Source organism: Comamonas fluminis, from assembly GCF_019186805.1.
GTDB classification, from domain to species: domain Bacteria; phylum Pseudomonadota; class Gammaproteobacteria; order Burkholderiales; family Burkholderiaceae_C; genus Comamonas; species Comamonas fluminis.
In genome coordinates, this window is sequence record NZ_CP066783.1 from 3,923,433 (window position 1) to 3,946,926 (window position 23,494).

The window sequence follows — 23,494 nt, forward strand, 5'->3', positions numbered from 1 at the left end:
TGATAACGGATTCGATTCCTGTTGGAGGGACCAAATTCAAGGCCAGAAGGTACATCACCTTCCGGCCTTTTCTTTTTCTCGGTCACAACGACTGGCCATGCCTACCGCTCATTGAAAAAGGGCTGGAGTTTTTGCTTTCCAGCCCTCTTTTAAATCCCCAGAAATCTCTATCTCAAGCGGCTTCCTTGTGTTTTTGACGGGCTGTCTTGACCCTGTACATCGCCGCATCGGCTTTTTGCAGCGCGTCGTCCACATCAGTGTCGTCCGGGGTCAGGCAGACCATGCCAACGCTGGCGCCGGGATAGCTGATCTGCCGGCCATCCGCCAGGTCAACCGCAACAGCTGATGCGGCAGACAGGCGCTGCTGCAGGTCTTTGACAACGGCATCTCCATCGCCATCCAGCAGGGGCCCGGTGCCGACCATGACAAATTCGTCGCCACCAAAGCGGGCCAGCATGTCACTACCGCGCAGTGCTGCGCTCAGTTGTTCGGCCATGGTGCGCATGAGTGCATCACCCGCTTCGTGACCATATTGGTCGTTGATCTGCTTGAAATGGTCCATATCCACAAAGCCGACCAGCACCCATTCACGGGTGCGGCGGCAGTGCGCAATGATGCGGTTGAGCTCTTCGGTGACGCAGCGGCGATTGGGCAGGCCGGTCAGTGCATCCAGCATGGCCAGTGAGGCCAGTTCCTGATTGGCCAGCTGCAAGGAGCTGACGAGCTGCTCGCGCTCGGCAAAGCCGGCAATGATTTTGGCGAACAGGCGCAGCACATCCTCAGCCTCGTCGGCCAGCTTGACGGAGCGGTCACTGGTCGCGCAGAGGGTTCCATAGAGCTTGCCACTGGCAAAGCGCACCGGAGTGCTGACGTAGGTCTGAATGTTCAGCGCCCGGGCGGCATCGGAATCGCCCCAGCATTCTTTGACATCGCCGGTATAGGTTCGCCCTTCGTCCAGAGCACGCTTGCACAGGGTGTCGCTCCAGGGGACTTCCAGCCCCTCGGGAATGAGCATGGTGCCGGTATTGAGGGCGTGAACGACGTTTTGCACGCCACGCTCTTCATCCACTGTCGTCAGATAGGCGGAGTCCAGACCGGTGACTTCCAGCATGATTTCCAGCAAAGGGCCAATCAGCGCCGGCATGGTCTGAGAGCTGGTCACAGTGTGCGAAAGCCGCTGAACAATCGATGTCATGGGCAACCCCTCCGTACGATGCGCAATCAAAAAGTTAGCGCAAAGTTTAAGCAAAGACTTCTTTCGTAACTGTCCGTCAAAACCTCAATATGCGTTTTGATGCATTTTTTCCACCCAAGCCTAGGCCTTTCAAGCGCCAAGCGCTATATTTTTTGATAGACCACCTTGAATCTGAGGCCAGATAACCCTTACCCGCAACCCGCCTAACAAGGGCGATTCGTCCAGGACCAGGCTGGCACCGCTGCGTTCTGCCACGGTTTGCACAATCGCCAGGCCCAGCCCGCTGCCCCCGGCCATGCCACCCGCCTGCGGCCCGCGCACAAAGCGCTGCAACACGCGGGGGCGCTCTGCAGCGTCTATGCCGGGCCCGGAATCCTCCACCACCAAGGCATGGCCTTGCGCACTCTGCAGCCAGCCCACATCGACCCTACCGCCTTGCGGTACGTATTTGATGGCGTTGTCCAGCAAATTGCGCAGCAGCATGTGCAGGGCCTGTGCATCGGCCTGCACGCTGAAGCTGGTTTGCTGCACTGGGTCTTCACTCAGCCCCATGTCCAGCCCCTTGTGCTGCGCAGCTTCCGCGACTTCGGCCAGCACGGTTTCAGCCAGCTCGCGCAAATCAACGGGTGCCTGCTGCGCAGGTGCAGCGGCGACTGGCCCGCTTTCCTGCCGAGCCAGCGCCAGCAGTTGCTCTACCAGCCGCCTGGCTCTGTCAATGCCTGCAGCCAGCTCGTTTTGTGCGGCTTCACGCGAGGTTTGATCGACTGCCTTGCGCAGCACCTGCAACTGCAGGGTCAGCGCAGCCAATGGCGAGCGCAATTCGTGCGCCGCATCGGCCACAAAATGCTGCTGCGCATCGAACGCCTGCTCCACGCGCTGCAGCAAGCTGTTGAGCTCCAGCACCAGCGGGCGGATTTCATCGGGCAGGCCTTCGGGATTCACCGCAGCCAAGTCCTGCGGCTGACGCTGCGACAGCTCAGCCCTCACCCGCTGTACTGGCTGCAGAGACTGGCGCACCACCCACCACACTGCCAGCGCCAGCAGAGGCAGCAGCAAAACCACAGGCAGCAGGCTGCGCAGGGCAGCTTCTCGCGCCAGCGCTCTGCGCACACGCATGTCCTGCGCTATCTGTATGACCTGGGAGCGCGTCTGCAGCGAAAACACCCGGTATGTGGTGCCGCGTGCGGGCACATCGGCAAAACCCAGCACCGCCATCTGCGGCAAGGCTGCACCCAGTGCAGATTCAAAAATGCGCAGGCCTTCATTGGTCCAGACCTGCACGATGAATTCATCGTTTTCATCCTCGGGCGGCGTGCCTTCGGGCCTGCCTTTGGCATCAACAGGCAGGCCGGCGCGCAGGGCAAATGCAGTCTGCTGCATCTGGTAGTCAAACAGGGTATCGGTCTGCACCAGCGCATTGCGGTAGGCCAGCGCACCCTGCAGCACAGCCAGCAGCGCAATGGCCAGACCAATGAACAGCAGCAGACGCGCACCCAGTGAAGATGGCAGACGCAGCCCGTGCAAACGGCGAGGCTTATTCATGGTCTGGGCACCATATAGCCCACGCCACGCACATTGAGCACGGCGGCGGTGCCCAGCTTTTTGCGCAGGCCGTGGATATAGACCTCCACCGCATTGCTGCTGACTTCATCACCCCAGCCATAGAGCTTGTCTTCCAGCTGCTGACGCGACAGGGTGCTGCCGGGCCGGGTCAGCAACGCTTTGAGCACCGCCCATTCACGACCAGAAAGCTGCACAGGCTGGCCGCCGACTGTGGCCTCATGGGTTCGCGGGTTGAGCATCACGTCGCCATGCTCATAGACCGGCTCCAGATGCCCGCCAGCACGGCGCGTGAGCGCACGAATGCGGGCCAGCAGCTCATCCATGTCATAGGGTTTGATGACGTAATCATCGGCACCGGCATCCAGCCCCGCAATTCTGTCGCGCACAGCATCACGGGCCGTAGCCACCAGCACCGGCGTCGCATCGCGGCGGGCCCGCAACTGCCGCAGCACCTGCAGGCCATCGAGCTGTGGCAAGCCCAGGTCCAGCAGCACCAGGTCATATTGATGACCATGCAAAGCAGCATCGGCCTGAGCGCCATCCTGCACCCAGTCCACCACATAACCATCCCCGCGCAGCAGCGCCAGCACGGCCTGGCCGATCATGGTGTCATCTTCAACGAGTAGCAGTCTCATGGAGGAAGCATAGCGCTGTGATCAGCCACCCGCGAAAAAAGCAAAGGGCGTGCCAGTCAAAAACTGGCACGCCCTAAAGTAAGGGACTGCAAGCAAGGGCCGCCCCGCAGCGAGGCAGTCGTCCCCCTCAGGGGGAAGGCGCGCAGCGCCTCAGGGGGAGTTTTTAGACCGCCGCCTCAATCCCCGGCATAGCCATGCGCGCCTTGGTCAGCGCCATGCCCAGATTGGCGGTGCGACGGCAGACAAAGACAGCCACATAGTCAGGCACAGCCTTGCTGCGCAGGAACACGTGAATCAGGTTGTCGCTGTTGATGATGATTTCCTGGAAGTAGTGGTGACCATCATCGGAAATGCCGCGCGAGCGCTTGAACAGTGTTTCGATCATGGAAACATTGGGGCCGTTGAACAGGTCAGCCGTTGCAGCGGCCACCAGATCAATCACTTCACGGGGGTGGGAATCCACGGTGCGAATGGCCAGCAACATGCCCGAAGCCGCATCCACATAGCCAGCAGCCAGACATTCGGGCACCGATGCCACGGCCTGGGTCAGGACAGCATCCAAACTCATTTTTTCTCTCTTTCGTTGTGCGCCGCAGGCGGCGCGTAAGCTCACGCCATTTTTTGCAATAACGCGTTTTCGTATTCGTGGAGCAAAGCTTCCTGAGACGCTGACTGCACGTATTGCGCATCAATCAGCCGCACACGGCGCAATGCCTCTTCGGCCGTCAGCCCCTCGCGCACCAGCCAGGCGGCCAGCACCGTTCCGGTTCGCCCCAGCCCCGCCAGGCAATGCACCGCCAGCACCTCGCCCCGGCGCAGGGCTGCAGACATGCGCGCCAGCAGCATCTGAATCTGCGCCACGGTGGGCGGCTCGTGGTCATACACAGGCAGGTGGAAGTTGCGCAAGCCATGCCGGGCCAGCGCATCCTGGGGAAAATCTTTTTCAGTCAGCGTGATCAGCATGGTCACGCCACAACGGCTCAGCGCCTTGAGGTCGGCATCCATGTCATGCACCACACCGGGCCACGGTGTGCCGGCCAGCCGTCCCGGTACCAGCCAGGAAAAACCGCTGGGGCCACGGCTGGCTGCCACCGCGTTTTCACTCGCTGCGAGCGGCTGCATTTCCATCAGTACAGAAGCGCTGACAGGACGAGGCTGAAATGCCGGTGCAGAGCTTGCTGCGGGCTCTGCAGTGACAGGCACGGGTGTGGCGGGTTCAGGCTTGATGTCCGCCACAGGCTCAGCTTTGACCTTCTCTTCTGCGGCCTCTGGCGCAGCCGGAACGACAGGCTGGACAACGGCTTCAAGCACCGCAGACGCCTTCTGCGGCTCCAGAAATTCAGCAATCGCAGCCACAGCGGCTGCTGGCAGCGGCGGGGGCGGCAGCACATCGTCTGCCAGCTCATGCACAGGCGTTCCTGGCATGGGTACATGGCAGCTGCCCGTGCGCACAAATTGCTGGCCTGCTGCGCTGACCGGGCGCTGCAGAAAATCAGCCATGGGCCCAGCTTCCTGAATGCGTCCACCAGCCAGCAAAAGCATCTGCTGCGCCACAGCCCGTGCATGCTGCTGCTGATGGGTCACCAGCAGCACGCTGCTGTGCAGGCCTATTTGTTTGATAACGTCCAGCAGCAAAAAGGCTTCGTAGCCATCAAGGTCGGCAGTGGGCTCGTCCACCATCAGCACAGCGGGCCTGGCCCAGGCTTCGCGCAGAATGGCGACGGCACGTTGCTGCACAGTGCTGAGCTCCATCGTCGGGCTATCCAGCACCTGAGCCAGCTCGGCAAAGCCGTATTGCTGCAGTTGTTCTGTGACCCACTGGCGCCACTGCAGGGGAGTCTTCTGCTCGCCCTGACGCGCCATTTCAATCAGCGCATCCAGCGTATTGGCGCGCATCAGGCGTGCATGCTGCTGCACCAGACGGGGCTGGTTTGCTGTACCCAGCGGCTGGCCTTTGCATTGAACCTGCCCCCAGCTGCGAAAGCGCGGGTTGACGTCATTGAGGCCAGCCAGAGTACGCAGCAAAGTGGACTTGCCTGTACCAGCCGGCCCAAGCAATGCAGTGACACCAGAGGCTGGCAGCGCAAAATCCACCTCGGCCAGGATGACGCGCGGGCCATAAGACGCCCCCAGGCCCCATGCCTGCAGACTGTGTTGCTGATCCAAGAAAGCCTCCCTCGTACGCCATGAGCCCTGTGGCAGGTCGTGTTTTATCGTTGCGCCCGGGTCATCGCAGATGCTATTGAGCTCTGCCTTCAGCCCTTGACTCGGTCAATTGAGCGCACAGGAGCGGCAGTCTATTTCATTACACATGTATAAGTTCGTTACTTAATGAAACGTGACAATTCCATGGGGAAATCCCGATTTAAGTCAGTAATTGGGATGATTTTTGCGATGAATCAATCAAATCGACGAGCAAAAAAAGCCGCTCCCCAGGGGATGCGGCTGCACTCAGATCATCACAGCTCTGCGCGCTTCAGATGAGCGCTGGGTAGCGACTCAGCACTCCCCTCAACCCAGGCGCACAGGCACAAAGATCTTGTTGCCATCACGCCAGATCAGCACCGCCACCGTCTTGTCAGCCTTGGCTACGGCTGCACGCACATCGTCCACATTGGCGGCTGGTGTGCCGTTGATGGACAGCAGCACATCCCCCTGATTGATACCCGCCAGAGCCGCTGGCCCGCTGGACTGAGCCACGACCAGACCGGAATCCACCCCAATCTGCTTTTTCTCATCGGGCTGCAAGGGGCGCAGAGCCAGGCCCAGCTTTCCCTTGCCGGCATCGGCAGAGTCCTTGGCAACCTTGGCGGCCTTGTCACTGGCATCACCCAGAGTGGCACTCAAGGTTTTGGATTCTCCTTTGCGCCAGACTTCCAGCGTCACCTTCTGCCCAGGCAGCGCCTGGCCGATGAAGGCCGGCAAATCGCCCGAAGCCACAACCGGCGTGCCATCTACCTTGCGCACCACATCGCCGGGCTCCAGCCCTGCCTTGGCAGCAGGCCCATTCTTTTCCACGCTGGCCACCAGCGCACCTTCGGGCTTGTCGAGCTTGAAGGAATCGGCAAAGGCCTGATTCACTTCCTGCACGCTCACACCCAGCTTGGCATGCTGGGCCTTGCCGGTGGATTGAATCTGCTGCTGCACACGGGTTGCCAGCTCGATAGGAATAGCGAACGACACGCCCTGATAACCGCCGGAGCGGGTGTAGATCTGGCTGTTGATGCCCACGACTTCGCCCTGCGCGTTGAACAGCGGGCCACCCGAGTTACCGGGGTTGATGGCCACGTCCGTCTGCAGAAAAGGCACAAAGGAATCATCGGGCAGAGAACGCCCCTTGGCGCTGACCACACCAGCGGTCACGCTGTTTTCAAAGCCGAATGGCGAGCCAATGGCCAGCACCCAGTCGCCCACACGCAGCTGGCTGGTCTGGCCCAGTTTGACGGTGGGCAGACCGGTGGCATTGATCTTGAGCACCGCCACATCGGTCTTGGGGTCAGAGCCCAGCACCTTGGCGCTGAACTCGCGGCGGTCGGTCAGTTTGACCGTCACTTCCTTGGCGCCACGCACCACATGGGCGTTGGTCAAGATCACGCCATCGCTGGACACAATAAAGCCCGAGCCCTCGCCGCGCATGGGCGTATCAGGCTGCTGACCGCGTGGACCCGCACCCGGCCTTCCGGGCATGCCGAACTGGCGGAAGAATTCAAAGAAGGGATCGTCGGGGCTCATGCCCTGAGGGCCCTGGCGTTGCTCCTGGCGCGAATCCTGACGTTCTGCCGCCTCATCGCCATCACCCTCTTCCATGGCGCGCGAGCTGCCCACCACGCTGATATTCACCACCGCCGCGCCATTGCGCGCAGTAATGTCTGCAAAGTTGGGGGTACCCACCGCAGACAAACCCGCCGTGCTTGCGGGCTGGACGACTGCCGCAGCCGTGGTCACCTGGGCATGGGCATCGCTGCGCACGCCGACCAGACCCGCCCCCGTCGCACCGAGTGCACCAATCGCACCCGCAGCCACCAGGGCCATCACCAGACGACGAGGAGTCAACAAAAGTGTATTCATGGCAAACCTTTCAAAAAGCACCGCATCGGTGTTGTTGAAAGCCAGTTTGCCAAGCCACACTTAGGACAGACTTAGGATGCCGTCAGAAGTCAAAAACTCCTGAAAAGTGAGCTGCTAGCGCTTATCTTTAAAGCGCTGCAGCCACAAAACACTTGATTTATTCAATCAGATCAGTTCAAGCACCAGCTCGGGTGGGCGGCAGAGCTTGGCCCCCTTGGGCGTGACCACAATGGGGCGGTTGAGCAGCACCGGATACTGAGCTACCGCCTGAATCAGCTGCACATCGCTGACTGCAGGGTTGTCCAGCCCCAGCTCCTTGAACTGCGCTTCCTTGCTGCGCAGCAGATCACGCACAGGCTCAGCCAGGTGAGCGATCAGCTCCGCCAGCTCAGGCGCTGTCAGTGGCGTGGCGATGTAATCGACGATATTGGGCTCAATGCCATGCTCGCGCAGCAGGGCCAATGCGCCGCGCGAATTGCTGCAGCGGTTGTTGTGGAAGATGGTGATATCGGGGCGGTTCACCGGGGTGTCTGTGCTTGTAGTCATGGCGGCAGTGTAGCGAGCCAGAGCGCCCAGCCATAGCTGCTATGCCATTGCACCCGGTACTGCAAAGGCGGCTATTTGCATAGACTGACTTACAACCCGCCCTAAAAAATCAAGAGGAGACTTATGAAAAACACCCCAGCCCCCTATCCACTTCAGATCAACCGCCGCCAATGGAGTCAATGGGCCGCAGCCACTGCGCTGAGCGGCCTAGCTGGCAGCGCTCTGGCGCAAGACTCCAAATACCCCAGCAAAGCCATACGCATGGTGATTCCGTTCACACCGGGTGGCTCGGCCGATATTCTGGGCCGCGCCATTGGCCACGAGCTGACAACGGCCTGGGGCCAGAGTGTGGTGCCCGAAAACGTAGCGGGCGCAGGCGGCAGCATTGGCGCTGACCGCGTGGCCAAGGCGGCACCGGACGGCTACACGCTGCTGATGGGGCATGTGGGTACGCTGGCCGTCACCCCCTCGCTCTATCCCAAGCTGCCTTACGACCCGATCAAGAGCTTCACCCCGCTGGCCTGGGTGGCTCGCGTGCCCAATGTGCTGGTGGTTCACCCATCTGTGCCCGCCAACGATCTGGCGTCTTTCATCGCCTATGCAAAGTCCCGCCCCGGCAGCGTGAACTACAGCTCGGGCGGCAATGGCAGCGCAGCCCACATGACCATGGCTTATCTGGCGCTGCAGGCCGGGCTGACCATGCAGCATGTGCCTTACAAAGGCACGGCCCCAGCCGTCAATGATCTGGTGGCCAGTCAGGTGCAAGCACTCTTTACCGGTGTACCTGCAGTGCTGGCCCAGATTCGTGCGGGCCAGATCAAGGCAATCGCCGTGTCCTCGCCCCAGCGCATTGCAGCCCTGCCTAATGTAGCTACCGTATCTGAAGCAGGTCTTCCCGGTTTTGAAGCAGACCAGTGGTATGGCGTTGTGGGCCCGGCCAATATGCCAGCCGATGTGGTGAGCAAGATCAACACACAGATCAATGCCTCGCTCAAAAGCCCCGCCATTTTGGAGCGTCTGCAAAACGAAGGCGCCCAGCCCATGCCCAGCAGCCCCAAGGTGTTTGCCGACCTGATCGCCAAAGACCTGGCACGCTGGCGCAAAGTCATCATTGACAGCAAGATGACGCTCTGATTCCCCGTCAAAAAAATGCAGCCTCAAAGGCTGCATTTTTCTTTTCTGGTGTTTTGATTACTGCCGCAGCCGATCCACCTCGGCATGCAAATCCTTGGACCATGCCCGGCGATCGCGCCCTTGTGCCTGCTGAGGCTGGCCATAGTGCACCACGGCCTGCAATTGGTCGGAGCTGAGCACGCGCCAGATGGAGCCCAGCAGGGTTTCGTCGCCCACATAGGTGGCGGCATAGCTGGTCTGGCCTGTTTTGCCATCAACAAAGCGCAGGCCCACGGGCTGCACTGGTGCGTCGCACTGCACGGCGGCTTCAAGCAGGTTGGAGTGAAAAGAAAGTAGCTCTCGCCCATCGCCCGTCGTGCCCTCGGGAAACACGGCCAGAATTTCGCTGCGCTTAAACGCATCTTCCATCGCGCCCACCATGCGCATGGCATCGCGCCGCGAGCTGCGCTGGATATACAGCGTGCCAGCAGCCGTGGCCAGGGTGCCGATGATGGGCCAGCCTTTGACGTCAGACTTGGAGATAAAGCGGCAGTGACGCGCCGCATGCAGCATGGGGATGTCCAGCCACGAGATATGGTTGCTGACCAGCATCACCGGCCCTTTGGCAGGCGGCTCGCCTTTGATCTGCAGCTCGACACCCGCACGCAGCATCAAGGTGGCAGCCCAAGCCTGCACATGCTCGTGCTGCTGCCAGTAATGCAACTGGGGAAAGCGAAACGCCACAATCCACGCGCCCTTGGCCACATGCGCCAGCAGCCGCATGCCGCGCCAGACTGCGCGAATACTGGTTTTGATACTGTGCAAGCCGTTTGCCATGATTCTCAAAGAGTGTAGCGACTGAGCTAAAACGAAATGCAGCAACTTGAAACGGGCGATCGCTAAAACTGGCGCGCCCCAAGCCAAGGACAGCAAGCAAGCGCCGCCGCGCAGCGAGGCTGTCGTCCCCCTCCCGCGTAGCGAGAGAGGGGCGCCCGGCCAGGGGGAAGGCGCGCAGCGCCTCAGGGGGTGATCTCAGCGCTGATAAGCGATCTCACCATCAACGATAGTCGTCACCACACGGGCAGGCAGTTCATAGCCGGTAAACGGCGTGCTCTTGCCCTGGCTTTCCAGTGCCTTGGGCTCCACCGTCCACTCCGCATCAGGGTCAACAATGCACAGGTCGGCAATGCCACCCACCTTCAACTGGCCCAGCAACGATTGCTGATCGCCCAGCGCATTACCCAGCACGGAAACCGGAGCCGTGGTGATAGCCGCCAGAGCGCGGTTCAGAGCCACGTTGTGGTCACGGCTCCACTTCACGGCCACAGAGAGCAGCAGTTCAACACCGGTGGCACCGGGTTCAGCCTCGGCAAAAGGCAGGACCTTGGCGTCTTCATCGACAGGCGTGTGGTCAGACACCAGGGCGTCAATCGTGCCGTCGGCCAGCGCAGCAGACAGCGCATCGCGGTCGCGCTGCTGGCGCAGCACGGGAATCACGCGGGCGCTACTGTCGAAGTAGCCGATATCGGTTTCCGTCAGCAACAGCGAGTTGATGGACACGTCAGCCGTCACGTTCAGGCCTTCGGCCTTGGCGCGGCGCACCAGCTCCACGCCTGCAGCGCTGGAGATGCGGCACAGGTGAACACGGGTCTGCGAGCCGCGAATCAGCTCGAAGATGGTGTGCAGTGCAATCGTCTCTGCCGCCACGGACACGCCAGCCAGACCCATGCGGGTGGCCAGTGCGCCGCTGGCAGCCACGCCCTTGCCCAGGTCCTTGTCCTGCGGGCGCAACCACACGGCATAGCCGAAGGTGTTGGCATAGGCCAGCGCACGGCTAAGCGTGGTGATGCTGGGCAGCGGCACATCGGCCTGACCAAAGGCCACGCAGCCGGACTCAGTCAGCTCGGCCATTTCGGTCAGCGTCTCACCCTTGAGGCCCACGGTCAGCGCACCCATGGGGAACAGGCGCGACTTGTGCTGCTTTTCGGCACGGAACTTGAGCATTTCCACCAGGCCTTGCTCGTCCAGAACAGGGTCGGTATCGGGCAGGCAGACCAGGCTGGTCACACCACCGGCTACGGCAGCAGCCATTTCGGACTGCAGCATGCCTTCGTGCTCATGGCCTGGCTCACGCAAGCGCACGGCCAGATCAACCAGACCCGGCAGCACCCACTGACCAGCCGCGTCAATTTCACGCTCGGCCACAAAACCTGCGGGCACAGAACCGATGGCTGCAATCACGCCGCCATCAATGGCGATATCGGCCTGCTGGTCGAAACCGCTTGCCGGATCCATCACCCGGCCATTGCGAATCAAAATCTTCATGGTTTGGCACCAAATTGGCCGCAAGTCCTTAATTCATAAGCACTAGCAGCTACAAAAAACATATTGAACCCAATGCCACCCAGCCCTGTGTTCCGGCCCGCTGTCGCGAGAGACGCCGAGCAAGAGCCGCCTCGCGGCGAGGGCGTCGTCCCCCTTCCCGCAGCAAGGCTGCGAGAGAAGGGGGAAGCGGCGCAGCCGCTCAGGGGGATGGCCTGATGTTCCATCAGGCTTCGTTACCCGCAACGATCGACATGACGGCCATGCGCACCGCGATGCCGAAAGTCACCTGCGACAGAATCACGGCCTGCGGGCCATCGACCACAGCGGAGTCGATCTCCACGCCGCGATTGATAGGGCCGGGGTGCATGACGATGGCATCGGGCTTGGCCAGCTCCAGGCGCTTTTCGGTCAGGCCAAAGCTCTTGAAGTATTCCTGGCTCGACGGCAGCAGCGCACCGCTCATGCGCTCGTTTTGCAGGCGCAGCATGATGATGACGTCGCAGTCCTTGATGCCCTCTTCCAGGTTGTGGAAGACACGCACGCCCATGCTGCTCATGTCCGATGGCACCAGCGTACGAGGGCCCACCACGCGCACTTCAGCAGCGCCAAGGGTAGTCAACGCGTGGATGTCCGAACGCGCCACGCGCGAGTGCAGCACGTCGCCCACAATCGCCACGCGCAGGTTCGAGAAATCCTTTTTGTAGTGGCGGATGGTGTACATGTCCAGCAGACCCTGTGTGGGGTGTGCATGGCGGCCGTCACCGGCGTTGACCACGTGAACATGGGGCGCCACATGCTTGGCGATCAGATAGGGCGCACCGGATTCGCTGTGGCGCACGACAAAGATGTCAGCGGCCATGGCGCTCAGGTTGTCGATGGTGTCCAGCAGCGTCTCGCCCTTGCTGGCCGAGCTGCGTGCGATGTCCAGATTGAACACGTCGGCGCTCAAACGCTTGGCCGCGATCTCGAACGTGGTGCGGGTGCGCGTGCTGTTTTCGAAGAACAGATTGAACACGCTCTTGCCGCGCAGCAGCGGCACCTTCTTGACTTCGCGGTCGTTGACGCTGACGAAGTTGCTGGCGGTGTCCAGAATCTGGGTGAGGATGTCCTTGGACAAACCTTCGGTGGTGAGCAAGTGAATCAGCTCGCCATTCTTGTTGAGTTGGGGGTTGCGCTTGTACAGCACGATCAGGCCTCTTGAATGCGGAAGTGGAAAACACCGCCCTCATCGCGCGCCAGCGCCAGAGAGCGGTCGGCCTGCAGCGCCACGCGGGCTGCGGCAAAGTCGGCCTGGATAGGCAGCTCGCGCCCACCCCGGTCCACCAAAACGGCCAGTCGCACGCAAGCGGGACGGCCGTAGTCATACAGTTCGTTGAGCACGGCGCGCACGGTGCGGCCGGTGTAGAGCACATCGTCCAGCACCAGAATGTCGGCGCCGTTGACATCGAAGTCGATCTGGGTCTGGGCGCTGCTGGACATGCCGCGCTGCGAGAAGTCATCGCGGTGCAGCGAAGACGACAGCACGCTGGGCTTGCCTGCAAGGTTCAGGTCTTTGTGCAGACGCTCAACCAGCCAGGCGCCACCGGAGGTGATGCCCGCCAGACGGGTATTGGGGCCCATGAGGCGCTGCACGCCGCGCAGCAATTCGCTGTACAGGGCTTCGGCGTCCAGAATCAGGCTGCCCTGGCCCGACAGGTTTCCTGCAATGGTTTCACTCATGGAAGACTCCTCAAAAACTGTTCAAGAATGATGCAAGCCGATGCCGCGTCGGCGTCGCGTGCGCCGCCCGCCAGGGCTTCAGTTGTGCTGTAGCGTTCGTCCACCTCATACACCGGCAGTTTGAAGCGGCTTCTGAGCTGGCGTCCAAATTTCAGGGCGCGGGCCGTGTTCTCGTGCGCAGCGCCATCGGGGTGATACGGCACACCAATCACCAGCGCATTGGGCTGCCACTCGCGGATCAGCTTGTCCACGGCCTGCAGACGGGCATCGGCCCCTTCGGCCTTGATGGTGGGCAGCGGGTTGGCACCGCCCAGCACCCGGTTGCCCGAGGCGCAGCCCGTGCGCTTGATGCCAAAGTCAAAGCCCAGAAACTGCTGAAAATGCGCAGGCACCTCGGGCTTTTCGGGCTTGGGGGCCGCTTGTTCTGCCACGGAAGCAGTCGGTGAAAAGGCCGCATCGGCGGCCTTGTTGGAAGAGGAAATATCGTTCATGCGCGTCCCGATACCGTTCATGCGCGTCCCGCTTCGGGCGATAGCATCCAGCGCTGCAACCCCAGCAGGCCCAGCGCCCGGTCGTATCGTTCATCCACGGGGGTATTGAAGATCACATCTGGGTCAGCCTCCACGGTCAGCCAGGCGTTCTCGCCAATTTCGGATTCAAGCTGCCCCTCATCCCAGGACGAATAGCCCAGCGTGACCAGCACGCGCTTGGGGCCAGCGCCGTCAGACAGGGCTTCGAGCACATCCTTGGAAGTGGTCATTTCCAGCCCGCCGGGTATGGTCATGGTCGATGCGTAAGCCGATTCGTTCTCGGGCGCATCGGCAATCACCATGGGCTCATGCAGCACAAAACCGCGATCGGTCTGCACCGGGCCGCCGGTGAAAACCTGGGCCTCGCGCAGATCCTCGCGCTTGAGGCCCAAATCCACTTTCTGGAGCAGGCCTTGCAGGCTGAGCTTGGAGGGCTTGTTGATAATCAAACCGAGCGCGCCACGCTCGCTGTGCTCGCACAGGTACACAACGCTGCGCGAAAACGACTCATCTTCCAGGCCAGGCATGGCAATCAGGAAGTGGTGCGTCAAGTTGATAGGCGCAGATTCTGCAGACATAACTGCGATTTTAATGGCGAACCATGACTCCTTCTTACCCTGTGGGCTTGATCTGGCTAAGACGTGACCTGCGCCTGCACGATAACGCCGCTATTTATCAGGCTGCAAAGCATTGTGCAAAGCTGTATTGCGTCTTTGTCTTTGATGACAGCATTCTTTGCGCCCTACCCCACGCCGACCGCCGCGTGGAGTTCATCTGCCAGAGCCTGAGCGAGCTGGATGCGGACCTGCGCCAGCACACACCCCGCCCGGAAACCGGCCTCATCACCCGGCGCGGCCTGCCGCAGGACATCATTCCCGCCCTGACGCAGCAACTGGGCGCAAGTGCCGTCTTTTGCAATGACGATGACGAACCCGCCGCCCTTGCCCGCGATGCCCAGGTGGCCCGCAGCCTCAAGGCCGATGGCAGGCTTTTGCTGCGCTACAAAGACCACCGCATCTTTGCCAAGGACGAGGTGCTGACCCAGAGCCTTTCGCCTTTCTCGGTCTTTACACCCTACAAAAACGCCTGGCTCAGGAAAATCACGCCCTTTTACCTCTCCAGCTACCCCAGTGAACGCGACCTGAGCGCCAAACTAGCGAACTTGCCGCAGAGCGAGCGCCGCCCCATCCCCACAGCCGCAGACCTGGGCTTTGCCGCCGACACCCTGCAAGGCCTGCGCCTGCCCACGGGCACCAGCGGTGCCAACCAGTTGCTGGCCGACTTTCTGCCGCGCCTGCCGCAATACAAGGCGGCGCGGGACTTTCCGGCCCTCAAGGGCCCCAGCTACCTCAGCGTGCACCTGCGCTTTGGCACCGTCTCCATCCGCGAACTGGCCCGGCTGGCTTATGAAGCCACACACAACGAAGAGTGGCCTGCCAGCGCACGCGAAGGCGCAGCCACCTGGCTCAGCGAGCTGATCTGGCGCGACTTTTACTTTCAGATTCTGGCTCACCACCCGCATGTGGTGGAGCGCAGCTTTAAACCCGCATATGACGCTATCGAATGGGAAGCAGGCGCTGAGGCCGACGCACTCTTCACCGCCTGGTGCGAAGGCCGCACCGGCTACCCGCTGGTCGATGCAGCCATGCGCCAGCTCAACACCAGCGGCTATATGCACAACCGCTTGCGCATGGTTACGGCCAGCTTTCTCGTCAAAGACCTGGGAATCGACTGGCGGCGCGGCGAAGCCTACTTTGCCGAAAAGCTCAATGACTTTGACCTGGCCGCCAATAACGGCGGCTGGCAATGGGCTGCCTCCACCGGCTGCGATGCCCAGCCCTGGTTTCGCATCTTCAACCCGGTGACGCAAAGCGAGAAGTTCGACCCGGAAGGAAAGTTCATCGCCCGCTATGTGCCTGAGCTGACTGCACTGCCCGCCAAGCTGCGGCATGCGCCGTGGCTGGCGAAGCCCCTGGAGCTGGCCGAGGCGGGTGTTGCGCTTGGAAGCAGCTACCCGTTACCGGTGGTGGATCATGCCGCGGCGCGGGAGAAGACGCTGGCTCGGTTTGGGATATTGAAGAAGGAGTCTTGAGGTTTTTGGCTCCATGCTTCTTATTTAGAGACAGAGGCCGGGTCTCGCCCCGGCAGGCGAGTTACCTTTCTTGCTCGCACAAGAAAGGTAACCCAAAGAATGCGACCCGACCTCCTGCGTCCCTGCGCTGCGCTCCGGGCAAACCTGCGTCACGCAATTCAGTCTGCGGTGCCGCCGAACTCGCTGCGCGGCACGCCGCTTCGCTCAGACAAGCGGCGGCAAGTCAGAGCACGAAGCATTGGCACTCTTCGGTGCCAATGCCCGCAGCCTGAACCGCGTGCCGCAGGCGCATCCGCACGGGTGGGAGCGGGTACGGGCGGCCTGCCAGAGTTATGAAGAAACTTGCTTCTAGCCCCATCAATGATTGCGGTTACAGCTATCAAAAATATAGAGAAGCTCTGGTATTACCCCTTGTGACCACGCCTGTGACGGCAAGCTCTTGGGGCTGGCAGTTGCACCGCAGAGTGCAACTGCTTCGTCATCAAACTTGCGGCAACTGTTTGAGCGGAGAGCGAAGCTCGAAGTGAGTTTTGCCGCACAGCCACAAGAACTTGTCGGCGCAGGTTGCCCGCAGCGAAGCGGAGGGTCGTGGGCATCGGGGCGGTGTTCTTTGCTTACTTTCTGGCACGCCAGAAAGTAAGTCGCCTGCCGGGGCGAAATCCCGGCCTCTGCATCAAAAACAAACCACAAAGCTCAAAACAAAAAAGAAGCGGCCTGCGCAAGTCCTAAATAAGTTTCAGATCATTCCAATCTCAAACCATTCAAGAACCAGCGCAAGCCGCTTCACTATCAGTAGCAAACCTTATTCGTCTGCCGCCCCCGCTTCCTCCGGCGCAGGCCCACTCAGCGGATTGCGCTCTGGCGCCGGGCCGCTGCGCTGCAGGGCGTAGTGCTGAATCAGGCCCAGCAGTTCCTCATCCGAGTACGGCTTGCCCAGATAGTGATTGGCACCCAGCTCGCGTGCCATTTCGCGGTGCTTCTGGGCGATGCGCGAGGTAATCATCACCACGGGCAGGCCTTCGAGCTTGTGGTCGGCACGGATATTGCGCAGCAAGTCGAAGCCGTCCATGCGCGGCATTTCGATGTCCGACAGCACCAGCGTGGGGCGTTCATCCTGCAAACGCTCCAAAGCCTGCAGACCATCAGCGGCCAGCGTGACACGGTAGCCTTCGCGCTGCAGCAGACGCTGGGTGACGCGGCGCACGGTGATGGAATCGTCCACCACCAGCACCAGCGGCACTGTGGTCTGCGCGCCGTCGAGCAGGCCAGCGGTCTGAGCCTCTGTAGCACCTTCGGCGGCAGCCTGTTCGGCCTTGGCCAGCATGGCACGCACGCTGTCGCCGTGCACATTGGCCAGCGCCACGGGGTTGTAGATCTGCACCACAGCGCCCGATGGCAGCACGGACATGCCGGTCAGGCCGGGCAGACGCGAAAGCTGCGGGCCCAGGTTCTTGATCACGACTTCCTGGTTGCCCAGCACTTCATCCACGTGCAAAGCCACGCGCTGCGAGGCACTGCGCACGATGACCACGGGACGCGTGCGGCCCACGTTCTCATCGCTGCGCAGCGATGCCTGCCACAGCGCACCCGCCCAGAAGAAGGGCATGACTTCGCTGCCATCGTGGAACTCATGCTGGCGGTAGCTTTCTTCCAGCGTCTCGACCGAGACGCGGCGCACGATTTCCACCAAATTGGCGGGCACGCCCATGGAGATAGAGCCCATGCGCAGCATGACCACCTGGGTCACCGCTGTCGTCAGCGGCAGCACCAAACGGAAGGCGCTGCCACGGCCTTCTTCGGAGTGGGTTTCGATACGGCCACCCAACGCCGTCACTTCGGAACGCACCACATCCATGCCAATGCCGCGACCGGCCACACCCGTCACTTCGGTGGCCGTGCTGAAGCCCGGCTCGAAGATCAGACGGCCTGCGTCCTCCATGGTCATGAACTGCTCGGGAGTCCACAGCCTCAGGCTGATGGCCTTGGCGCGAATGCGCTCCAGGTGCAGACCTGCGCCATCGTCTTCCACCGACAGCGCAACGTCATTGCGCTCTTGGCTCAGAATGATTTCGATGGTGCCCACTGCGGGCTTGCCAGCGGCCTGGCGCTCCTCTGGCAACTCAATGCCGTGGGCCACGCAGTTACGCAGCAGATGCTCGAAGGCCGGCATCATGCGTTCCAGCATGCCGCGGTCCATTTCGATGGTGCCGCCCAGAATATTCAGGCGCACCTGCTTGCCCATCTCCTTGGAGGTCTGGCGCACCACGGCGTACAGACGTTCGGCAAAGGAGTCGAACTCCACCATACGCGTGCGCAGCAGATCGCGCTGCAAGTCACGCGCCTGGCGGCCCTGGGCGACCAAGTCATCTTCCGCAGCCGCCAGATCGCGCTGCAGATTGCGCTGCACGGTGGCCACGTCGTTGACCGACTCGGCCATCATGCGGGTCAGCTCCTGCACGCGGGTGAAGCGGTCAAATTCCAGCGGGTCAAAGCCTGCAGCCGTGTCCTTGGACAGGGCCAGACGCGACTGCATCTGGCTTTCGGCCTGCACTTCAATGTCGCGCAACTGGCTGCGCAGACGCTCCAGGTTACCCGTCAGATCGTTGAGCGCGCTGCGTGCCTGATTCAGGCGCGAATCCACGCGGGAGCGGGCAATCAGCACCTCACCGGTCTGAGAAATCAGTCTGTCCAGCAACTGGGCGCGCACACGCACCGTCTGCTGCGAAGCTGCGCGAGGCACCACCGGTGCGGGCATCTGAATGGCTTCGGGTGCCGCCGCTGGTGTTTCCGGGGCTGTCTGAACTTCTTGCGCGGGCGCGGCTTCTGCGGCACTCAGGTGCAGCGGCGCCATGGCCAGCGAGTCATCCAGCTGGTCAAGCGCAGGCTCCTGCACCTGCTCACCCGCCATGCGCAGCACGTCAAAGCTGGCTTGCAGCGCGTCGAAGCTGCTCAGCAGCGGCTCAATCGCGTCGGCCGTGGGCTTTTCATGGTCCACACGCTCGACGGCAGATTCCAGACGGTGGGCCATTTCGCCCATGCGCATGGCACCCGCCAGACGGGCACTGCCCTTGAGGGTGTGCAGCGCACGCAGCGCTTCGTTGCGCGCATCGTCCTGGGACGGGCGGCCATGCCAGCGGCGCAGTGCGGCGCCCAGCTTGGGCAGCAGATCGACGGCTTCTTCCTCGAAGATGGGGAACAGATCGGGATCGACCTGGTCCAGCACATCGATATCGTCTTCGTCATCATCGGCATGCACTGCCAGTGCGATGGCTTCGTCGATACGGCGTTGCAGCTCGGCTTCCTGGTCCACGGTGCTGCCACCTGGCACCAGTGAATAAGGCGCCTGCAGGGCCACGGGTTCGGCGGTGTCCAGCACCTGATCGACAGGTGCTTCAAACAAGGCGTGAATCTCTTCCATTTCAGCCTCGGCGGGCTGATGGATTTCTTCAACGGAAGGAACTTCCGGTGCAGCCTGCACAGGCTCAAGCTCAGCGGCCAGTTCGGGCAAGGCAGGCACTTCTGGCGAAGCAGGCTCTGCTGCCAGCTCTGGCTGCAACGATGGCGAAGCGGCTTGCGCCACAACTTCGGGCTCAACCTCGGGCTCAACGTCCTTTTCGACCTGATCGACTTCTGCCGCAAAGTCCAGCGGCTGGTCCTTGGGGTCGCTGACCAGAGGCAGCACGTCGGCAGGCCATTCGGTATCAGGAGCAATCAACAGTTCTTCGCCAGCGGGTTCTGCCTGATCGTCCACCTGAACTTCGGTGTTCAGCATTTCGCGCAGAGCATCTTCGACCGAAGGCAGCGGCGTCTTGAGGAAGCCTGCCGCGAACTGGTGCAGCAAACGACGAATTTCGTCGGATGCATCCAGGCTCTGACGGATCTGAACCTCGCTGGCATAACGCTGTGGCTGCAGATGCAGCAAGGCATGTTCCAGCAGTCGCGCCAGCTCGGACAAGGCCTTGAATCCCACCGTGCCAGAGCTGCCTGCCAGCGAATGCGCCAGAGCAATGGCGTCGTCCGGAATTTCCTGCTCAGGCTCTTTCACCCATTGCTGCAGCGTGGCGTCCAGACGGGCTGACCATTCATCAGCTTCGTTCAGATAAACGCTGTAGAGCGGCGTGCTGATGCGCAGGCCATCAATGTTCTTGTAGCCGTCGTCCAGCTCTTCGGGCTGGGCTGGCTCGGCCTCGGGCAGCTCGGCAATCAAGGGCTCCGGCAGCACTTCCTCGTGCAGCGCCTCCTCATGCAACACTTCCCCGTGCAGCTCTTCCTGCGGATTCACGTCCTGCAGTTGCAGCGCAGGCAACTCGATTTCGCTTTCAACAGCAGCAGGTGTGTGGCTTGCAATCGAGGCTTGCTCGCTCTCGCGCATGGCCGCTTCAAACGCAGCAAAGTCCAGCTCCTGCGCATCATCAGCCACGGCAGGAACAGCAGGCACGGCCTCAGCGGCTGGCGCCTGCACGTCAAACGCAGGCACTTCCTCCAGACTCAGGCCGTCCAGTTCATCCAGCACCAGCTCTGCAGCTTGCTCTGGCTGTGCTGCTGGTTCAATAACAGGCTCATGAACAGGTGCCAGAACGGGATCGGTCGGCACAAATTCTGGAATTTCCAGCGCAGGAATTTCGGGCGTCCATTCCAGATCCGCCAGATCCGGCAGCGCATCCATCTGCGGCAGCTCCGCTTCCACAGCGGCTGGCACTTCAGCCACCGCTTGTGGTGCAAAGTCTGGAGCCAGTGGCTCCTGCTCTGCCACTTCTGCCACCTCTTCACGCACGCCCCGGCGTGGCACCAGCGCTACTTCGGCGCGCTCGCCATTCAGGCGCATGGCATCGGCGGCAGCGCGGAACGGGGTTGCCGACCAGTTCTGTGCCTGGTGCTGCTCCAGATCCTGCGCCCAGGCGCCAAAGGCCTTGAGCGCATCCTGGGCCAGTTGCTGCATGGCCTCGGGCATGGCTTTTTGCTCGGCCAGCCAGGCATTGAGCATTTGCTCCATAGACCAGCCTGCTTCGCCAAACTCGTCAAGCCCCACCATGCGGGAGCTGCCCTTGAGCGTATGGAAAGCACGGCGCAGCGTGGTCTGTTCGCTCAGATTTGCGGGCTCATCAGCCAGCGCCTTCAACGCCTCCAGACCATTGCCAACAACTTCACGAGCCTCTTCAAGGAAGATGCCCAGCAATTCATCATCACCGTCCAGATCATCGGCACTCAGCTCTACCGGCTGGGCCACAGGTGCAGGCGGCTCCTGTGCGGGCACTGGCGCAGGCTCTTGCACAGCCTCCTGTGCGAGCGCCTGCACGAACGCCTGCGCTGGTGCGTGTTCCTGCGCCGCAGGTGTCAGCTCGGGCAATGGCTCTGCAGCAGCTTGCGCTGCAGGCTCTGGGGCAACCGCAGGCGCAGAGAAGTCGAGCGTGAATTCATCCAGGCCCAGACTTTCATCTGCAGCGCTCTTGCTCGACTGCATGCCTGCGAACACCTGCGCCATGGCATCTGCCAGAGCATCTGGGTTGCTCGATGAAGACGATGAGGCAGAAGCCAGAGCATCAAAATCCATTAGCCCTGCAGGCTCGGTCTCGGCCCAGGGGTTGGATTCTTCGGCGGCAGAATCTGCAAACGGCGTCAACTGATGCGCTGCAGCAGCTGCGGAATCGATTTCAGGCTGATGCAGCGCTTCAGGCTGCAATGGCAAGGAAGTGCCCGGTACATCTTCGACTGGCGCTATGTTATGAATAGCACCCGCATCCTCTGGCGCCAGTCTGGCCACTTCCTGCACAGGCACCTGCACGGGTGGTGGCGCAGGGGTCGGCGTCGGAGCATGCACGACTGCGGCTGCTGTTGCAGGCACCGCAGCAGGCGCCGCTGGTGCGGGCTGCACTGTTGCAGGCGCTTCTGTGGTCAGCTCGGCAGGGGCTGCCAGCGCAGCGCCACGGCTGCGGCTTTGGCCCATGACGATGCGCAGCTCGTCCTTTTCTTCGTCGTACACAAACAGCTTGCGCGCCATATTGCGCTGGTAGCTGAGCATGTCGATCAAAAATCCCATCGCGCCCAGGCTGCTGCCCAGTTTTTCAAAAACCGCCGGGCGGCTTTCTTCCTGAACCTCGCCCAGCATCAGGCGCTCGACCGTATCGCGCATGCGTTGCATGGCGGTCGCGGCCTGGTCAAAGCCCAGCACCATGAGCACGCCGCGCATCTGCGACATCTGGCCAGGCACAGGTGCCAGCACGGTGGAATCCGCAGGGTTGCGGAAGTACTGGTCCAGATGCTTTTCGGATTCACCCAGTGTCACGCGCAGCTCGCCCACCACAGACCCCATGGTCTGCTGGTCGCTGGCCTGACGGTACAGCTCTTCCATCCACGATTCGAGAGGCTGCGATGGCGCACCGTGCAGGGCAGCATCGAGGCGCTGCACCAGCACCGCAGATTGTTCCGCCTGCGCATTTTCGTCATGCCCGCCTGTCATGAAAGAGGCCTGCAGATACAGCACTGCGGTGGCGACTTCCATAGCCAGCTCAGCCGGTGGTGGCTCGCCAATGCGGTCCACTGTTTCAGCCACGCGAATCAGCGCCCGCGCCAGACCATGGCTGGCGGGCTGCAGCTTGACCAGCGACTCTGCGACCTGAGCGAACTGCTCGGTCATGGGGCGAATCTTGCCCTTCTCGCCACCAGCCACGGCAGACCATGTTTCCGCCGCTGCAGCAATGCGCTTGCGCGCCTGCACCAGCACTGACGGGTCATAGCGACCAAAGCGCGTCACCTGGTAGTCCACCAGCGGCATGGCGTGCATGGAGTAAGCCTCCTGCACGGCCTGCAACGCGGGGCCTGCCTGCTCGCGGGGCTTGGCCTGCGCGCAGAAGAACATCAAATCCTGCAGCAGTCGCGAGGGTGGCAGGCTGTCACCACGGGCCATGGTGGCGTACTGCATGAGCACGCGCGAAGCCATGCGCTTGACGTAAAGGTCTGCGGTAATCAGCCCACGCGAGAGGCCGTCAAAAAACGCCGCAGCAATCTTCCAGAAGCTGCGGGCCGCCACGTCCTCGGGCTGACCGGCGGCAAAGCGCAGGCACAGCACGCACATCTGCGCCGCCGCTTCGCGGTCATCGCTCTTGACCATGCGCAGCACCACACCATCCAGCATGGCGCGGGCTTCCGGGCCATAGGCCAGAGGCTCAGGCATGGGCCCGGTCCAGCGCGGCTCGCGGGCTCGGCGCTCAGACGGCCACAGGTCTGCGGGGTGCACCTTGTCATTACCGGCCAGTGCCTGGGTGTCGCGGTACTGGGGGAACAAAGCCACCGCCGACACGCTCTTGCCCGCCAGCACGGCTTCCAGATATTCCATCAGCGCAAAGTGCGTGCGCTCAAGGGTCGTTGCGGCTTCCTGGGTGCAGTATTCAGGGCGCTGCACAAAACGGTTAACGGCAGCTTCCATGCCTCGCAGCACCTGCGCCGGGCCGCTGATGCCCACCATTTCCAGCGCACCACAGGCCTGATGCAGCTGCTGGCGTGCAATGCGCAGCGCCGATGTATCCAGCGTTTCCAGATCCGCCTGGCGGGCTGCATCCGCATCCCGGACAAAACGGCCTACGGCCTTGGTCGCTGCCTCCAGCGACTTGCGCACTTCATCGAGCACCCAGGCCAGAGGGCCCAGATCTTGCTCGTTGGGCCCAGTTGCTGCTGCGCGTGTTGGCGAGTTGTCAACCTCTGACATGCTCAA

At 61.8% G+C, this 23,494-nt stretch carries 16 protein-coding genes; 2 read left to right on the forward strand and 14 right to left on the reverse strand.

What is annotated here, in order from left to right; translation table 11 throughout:
* Nucleotides 1-172: 172 nt before the first annotated feature.
* From JDW18_RS18165 to arsC, 7 genes are all read right to left on the reverse strand, one after another.
* On the reverse strand, nucleotides 173-1,195 hold the full coding sequence (locus JDW18_RS18165; RefSeq protein WP_218240957.1) for a sensor domain-containing diguanylate cyclase: 1,023 nt from the start codon (nucleotides 1,193-1,195) through the stop codon (nucleotides 173-175).
* Between the two features lie 129 nt (nucleotides 1,196-1,324).
* Nucleotides 1,325-2,737, reverse strand: a complete 1,413-nt coding sequence (locus JDW18_RS18170; RefSeq protein WP_218240959.1) for an ATP-binding protein — start codon at nucleotides 2,735-2,737, stop codon at nucleotides 1,325-1,327.
* A complete protein-coding gene (locus tag JDW18_RS18175) occupies nucleotides 2,734-3,393 on the reverse strand; it encodes a response regulator (RefSeq protein ID WP_218240961.1) in 660 nt (219 codons plus the stop codon). The genes JDW18_RS18170 and JDW18_RS18175 overlap by 4 nt, the downstream gene beginning before the upstream one ends.
* A 163-nt stretch (nucleotides 3,394-3,556) precedes the next feature.
* Nucleotides 3,557-3,961 carry a hypothetical protein gene (locus tag JDW18_RS18180; protein WP_218240963.1) on the reverse strand — a complete coding sequence of 135 codons (405 nt, stop codon included), beginning with the start codon at nucleotides 3,959-3,961 and terminating at the stop codon, nucleotides 3,557-3,559.
* A 41-nt stretch (nucleotides 3,962-4,002) separates the two neighbouring features.
* Nucleotides 4,003-5,559, reverse strand: a complete 1,557-nt coding sequence (locus JDW18_RS18185) for a phosphatase domain-containing protein (protein WP_218240966.1) — start codon at nucleotides 5,557-5,559, stop codon at nucleotides 4,003-4,005.
* Nucleotides 5,560-5,904: 345 nt separating this feature from the next.
* A complete protein-coding gene (locus JDW18_RS18190) occupies nucleotides 5,905-7,461 on the reverse strand; it encodes a Do family serine endopeptidase (protein WP_218240969.1) in 1,557 nt (518 codons plus the stop codon).
* Nucleotides 7,462-7,626: 165 nt separating this feature from the next.
* Nucleotides 7,627-8,007 (reverse strand): arsenate reductase (glutaredoxin), encoded by a 381-nt coding sequence (gene arsC, locus JDW18_RS18195; protein ID WP_218240970.1) that lies wholly within the window; start codon nucleotides 8,005-8,007, stop codon nucleotides 7,627-7,629.
* A 123-nt stretch (nucleotides 8,008-8,130) separates the two neighbouring features.
* Here arsC and JDW18_RS18200 point away from each other — a divergent pair, with 123 nt between their 5' ends.
* Nucleotides 8,131-9,141, forward strand: coding sequence for a Bug family tripartite tricarboxylate transporter substrate binding protein (locus JDW18_RS18200; RefSeq protein WP_218240973.1), 1,011 nt, complete (start codon nucleotides 8,131-8,133; stop codon nucleotides 9,139-9,141).
* Nucleotides 9,142-9,198: 57 nt separating this feature from the next.
* Here JDW18_RS18200 and JDW18_RS18205 read toward each other — a convergent pair whose 3' ends face one another.
* The 6 genes from JDW18_RS18205 to JDW18_RS18230 form a co-directional block, all read right to left on the reverse strand.
* Complete coding sequence (locus JDW18_RS18205) at nucleotides 9,199-9,957, reverse strand: lysophospholipid acyltransferase family protein (protein WP_218240975.1); 759 nt, start codon at nucleotides 9,955-9,957, stop codon at nucleotides 9,199-9,201.
* A gap of 195 nt (nucleotides 9,958-10,152) precedes the next feature.
* On the reverse strand, nucleotides 10,153-11,445 hold the full coding sequence (locus tag JDW18_RS18210; protein WP_218240977.1) for a dihydroorotase: 1,293 nt from the start codon (nucleotides 11,443-11,445) through the stop codon (nucleotides 10,153-10,155).
* A 223-nt stretch (nucleotides 11,446-11,668) separates the two neighbouring features.
* On the reverse strand, nucleotides 11,669-12,631 hold the full coding sequence (locus JDW18_RS18215; RefSeq protein ID WP_218240979.1) for an aspartate carbamoyltransferase catalytic subunit: 963 nt from the start codon (nucleotides 12,629-12,631) through the stop codon (nucleotides 11,669-11,671).
* A 2-nt stretch (nucleotides 12,632-12,633) separates the two neighbouring features.
* Nucleotides 12,634-13,164 (reverse strand): bifunctional pyr operon transcriptional regulator/uracil phosphoribosyltransferase PyrR, encoded by a 531-nt coding sequence (gene pyrR, locus JDW18_RS18220; protein WP_218240981.1) that lies wholly within the window; start codon nucleotides 13,162-13,164, stop codon nucleotides 12,634-12,636.
* Nucleotides 13,161-13,655 (reverse strand): Holliday junction resolvase RuvX, encoded by a 495-nt coding sequence (gene ruvX, locus JDW18_RS18225; protein ID WP_218240983.1) that lies wholly within the window; start codon nucleotides 13,653-13,655, stop codon nucleotides 13,161-13,163. The genes pyrR and ruvX overlap by 4 nt, the downstream gene beginning before the upstream one ends.
* 17 nt (nucleotides 13,656-13,672) lie before the next feature.
* Nucleotides 13,673-14,272 (reverse strand): YqgE/AlgH family protein, encoded by a 600-nt coding sequence (locus tag JDW18_RS18230; RefSeq protein WP_218240984.1) that lies wholly within the window; start codon nucleotides 14,270-14,272, stop codon nucleotides 13,673-13,675.
* A gap of 23 nt (nucleotides 14,273-14,295) precedes the next feature.
* Between JDW18_RS18230 and JDW18_RS18235 the strand changes: the two genes are divergently transcribed.
* Nucleotides 14,296-15,786, forward strand: coding sequence for a cryptochrome/photolyase family protein (locus tag JDW18_RS18235; RefSeq protein WP_218240985.1), 1,491 nt, complete (start codon nucleotides 14,296-14,298; stop codon nucleotides 15,784-15,786).
* A gap of 802 nt (nucleotides 15,787-16,588) precedes the next feature.
* Here JDW18_RS18235 and JDW18_RS18240 read toward each other — a convergent pair.
* Nucleotides 16,589-23,488, reverse strand: coding sequence for an Hpt domain-containing protein (locus tag JDW18_RS18240; RefSeq protein WP_218240986.1), 6,900 nt, complete (start codon nucleotides 23,486-23,488; stop codon nucleotides 16,589-16,591).
* Nucleotides 23,489-23,494: the final 6 nt, after the last annotated feature.

Excerpts from the sequence above, each read along its gene's own strand:
- JDW18_RS18165 (WP_218240957.1), bottom strand. The coding sequence starts at position 1,195 with ATGACATCGATTGTTCAGCGGCTTTCGCACACTGTGACCAGCTCTCAG.
- JDW18_RS18170 (WP_218240959.1), bottom strand. The coding sequence starts at position 2,737 with ATGAATAAGCCTCGCCGTTTGCACGGGCTGCGTCTGCCATCTTCACTG.
- JDW18_RS18175 (WP_218240961.1), bottom strand. The coding sequence starts at position 3,393 with ATGAGACTGCTACTCGTTGAAGATGACACCATGATCGGCCAGGCCGTG.
- JDW18_RS18180 (WP_218240963.1), bottom strand. The coding sequence starts at position 3,961 with ATGAGTTTGGATGCTGTCCTGACCCAGGCCGTGGCATCGGTGCCCGAA.
- JDW18_RS18190 (WP_218240969.1), bottom strand. The coding sequence starts at position 7,461 with ATGAATACACTTTTGTTGACTCCTCGTCGTCTGGTGATGGCCCTGGTG.
- arsC (WP_218240970.1), bottom strand. The coding sequence starts at position 8,007 with ATGACTACAAGCACAGACACCCCGGTGAACCGCCCCGATATCACCATC.
- JDW18_RS18200 (WP_218240973.1), top strand. The coding sequence starts at position 8,131 with ATGAAAAACACCCCAGCCCCCTATCCACTTCAGATCAACCGCCGCCAA.
- JDW18_RS18205 (WP_218240975.1), bottom strand. The coding sequence starts at position 9,957 with ATGGCAAACGGCTTGCACAGTATCAAAACCAGTATTCGCGCAGTCTGG.
- JDW18_RS18210 (WP_218240977.1), bottom strand. The coding sequence starts at position 11,445 with ATGAAGATTTTGATTCGCAATGGCCGGGTGATGGATCCGGCAAGCGGT.
- pyrR (WP_218240981.1), bottom strand. The coding sequence starts at position 13,164 with ATGAGTGAAACCATTGCAGGAAACCTGTCGGGCCAGGGCAGCCTGATT.
- ruvX (WP_218240983.1), bottom strand. The coding sequence starts at position 13,655 with ATGAACGATATTTCCTCTTCCAACAAGGCCGCCGATGCGGCCTTTTCA.
- JDW18_RS18230 (WP_218240984.1), bottom strand. The coding sequence starts at position 14,272 with ATGTCTGCAGAATCTGCGCCTATCAACTTGACGCACCACTTCCTGATT.
- JDW18_RS18235 (WP_218240985.1), top strand. The coding sequence starts at position 14,296 with ATGACTCCTTCTTACCCTGTGGGCTTGATCTGGCTAAGACGTGACCTG.
- JDW18_RS18240 (WP_218240986.1), bottom strand. The coding sequence starts at position 23,488 with ATGTCAGAGGTTGACAACTCGCCAACACGCGCAGCAGCAACTGGGCCC.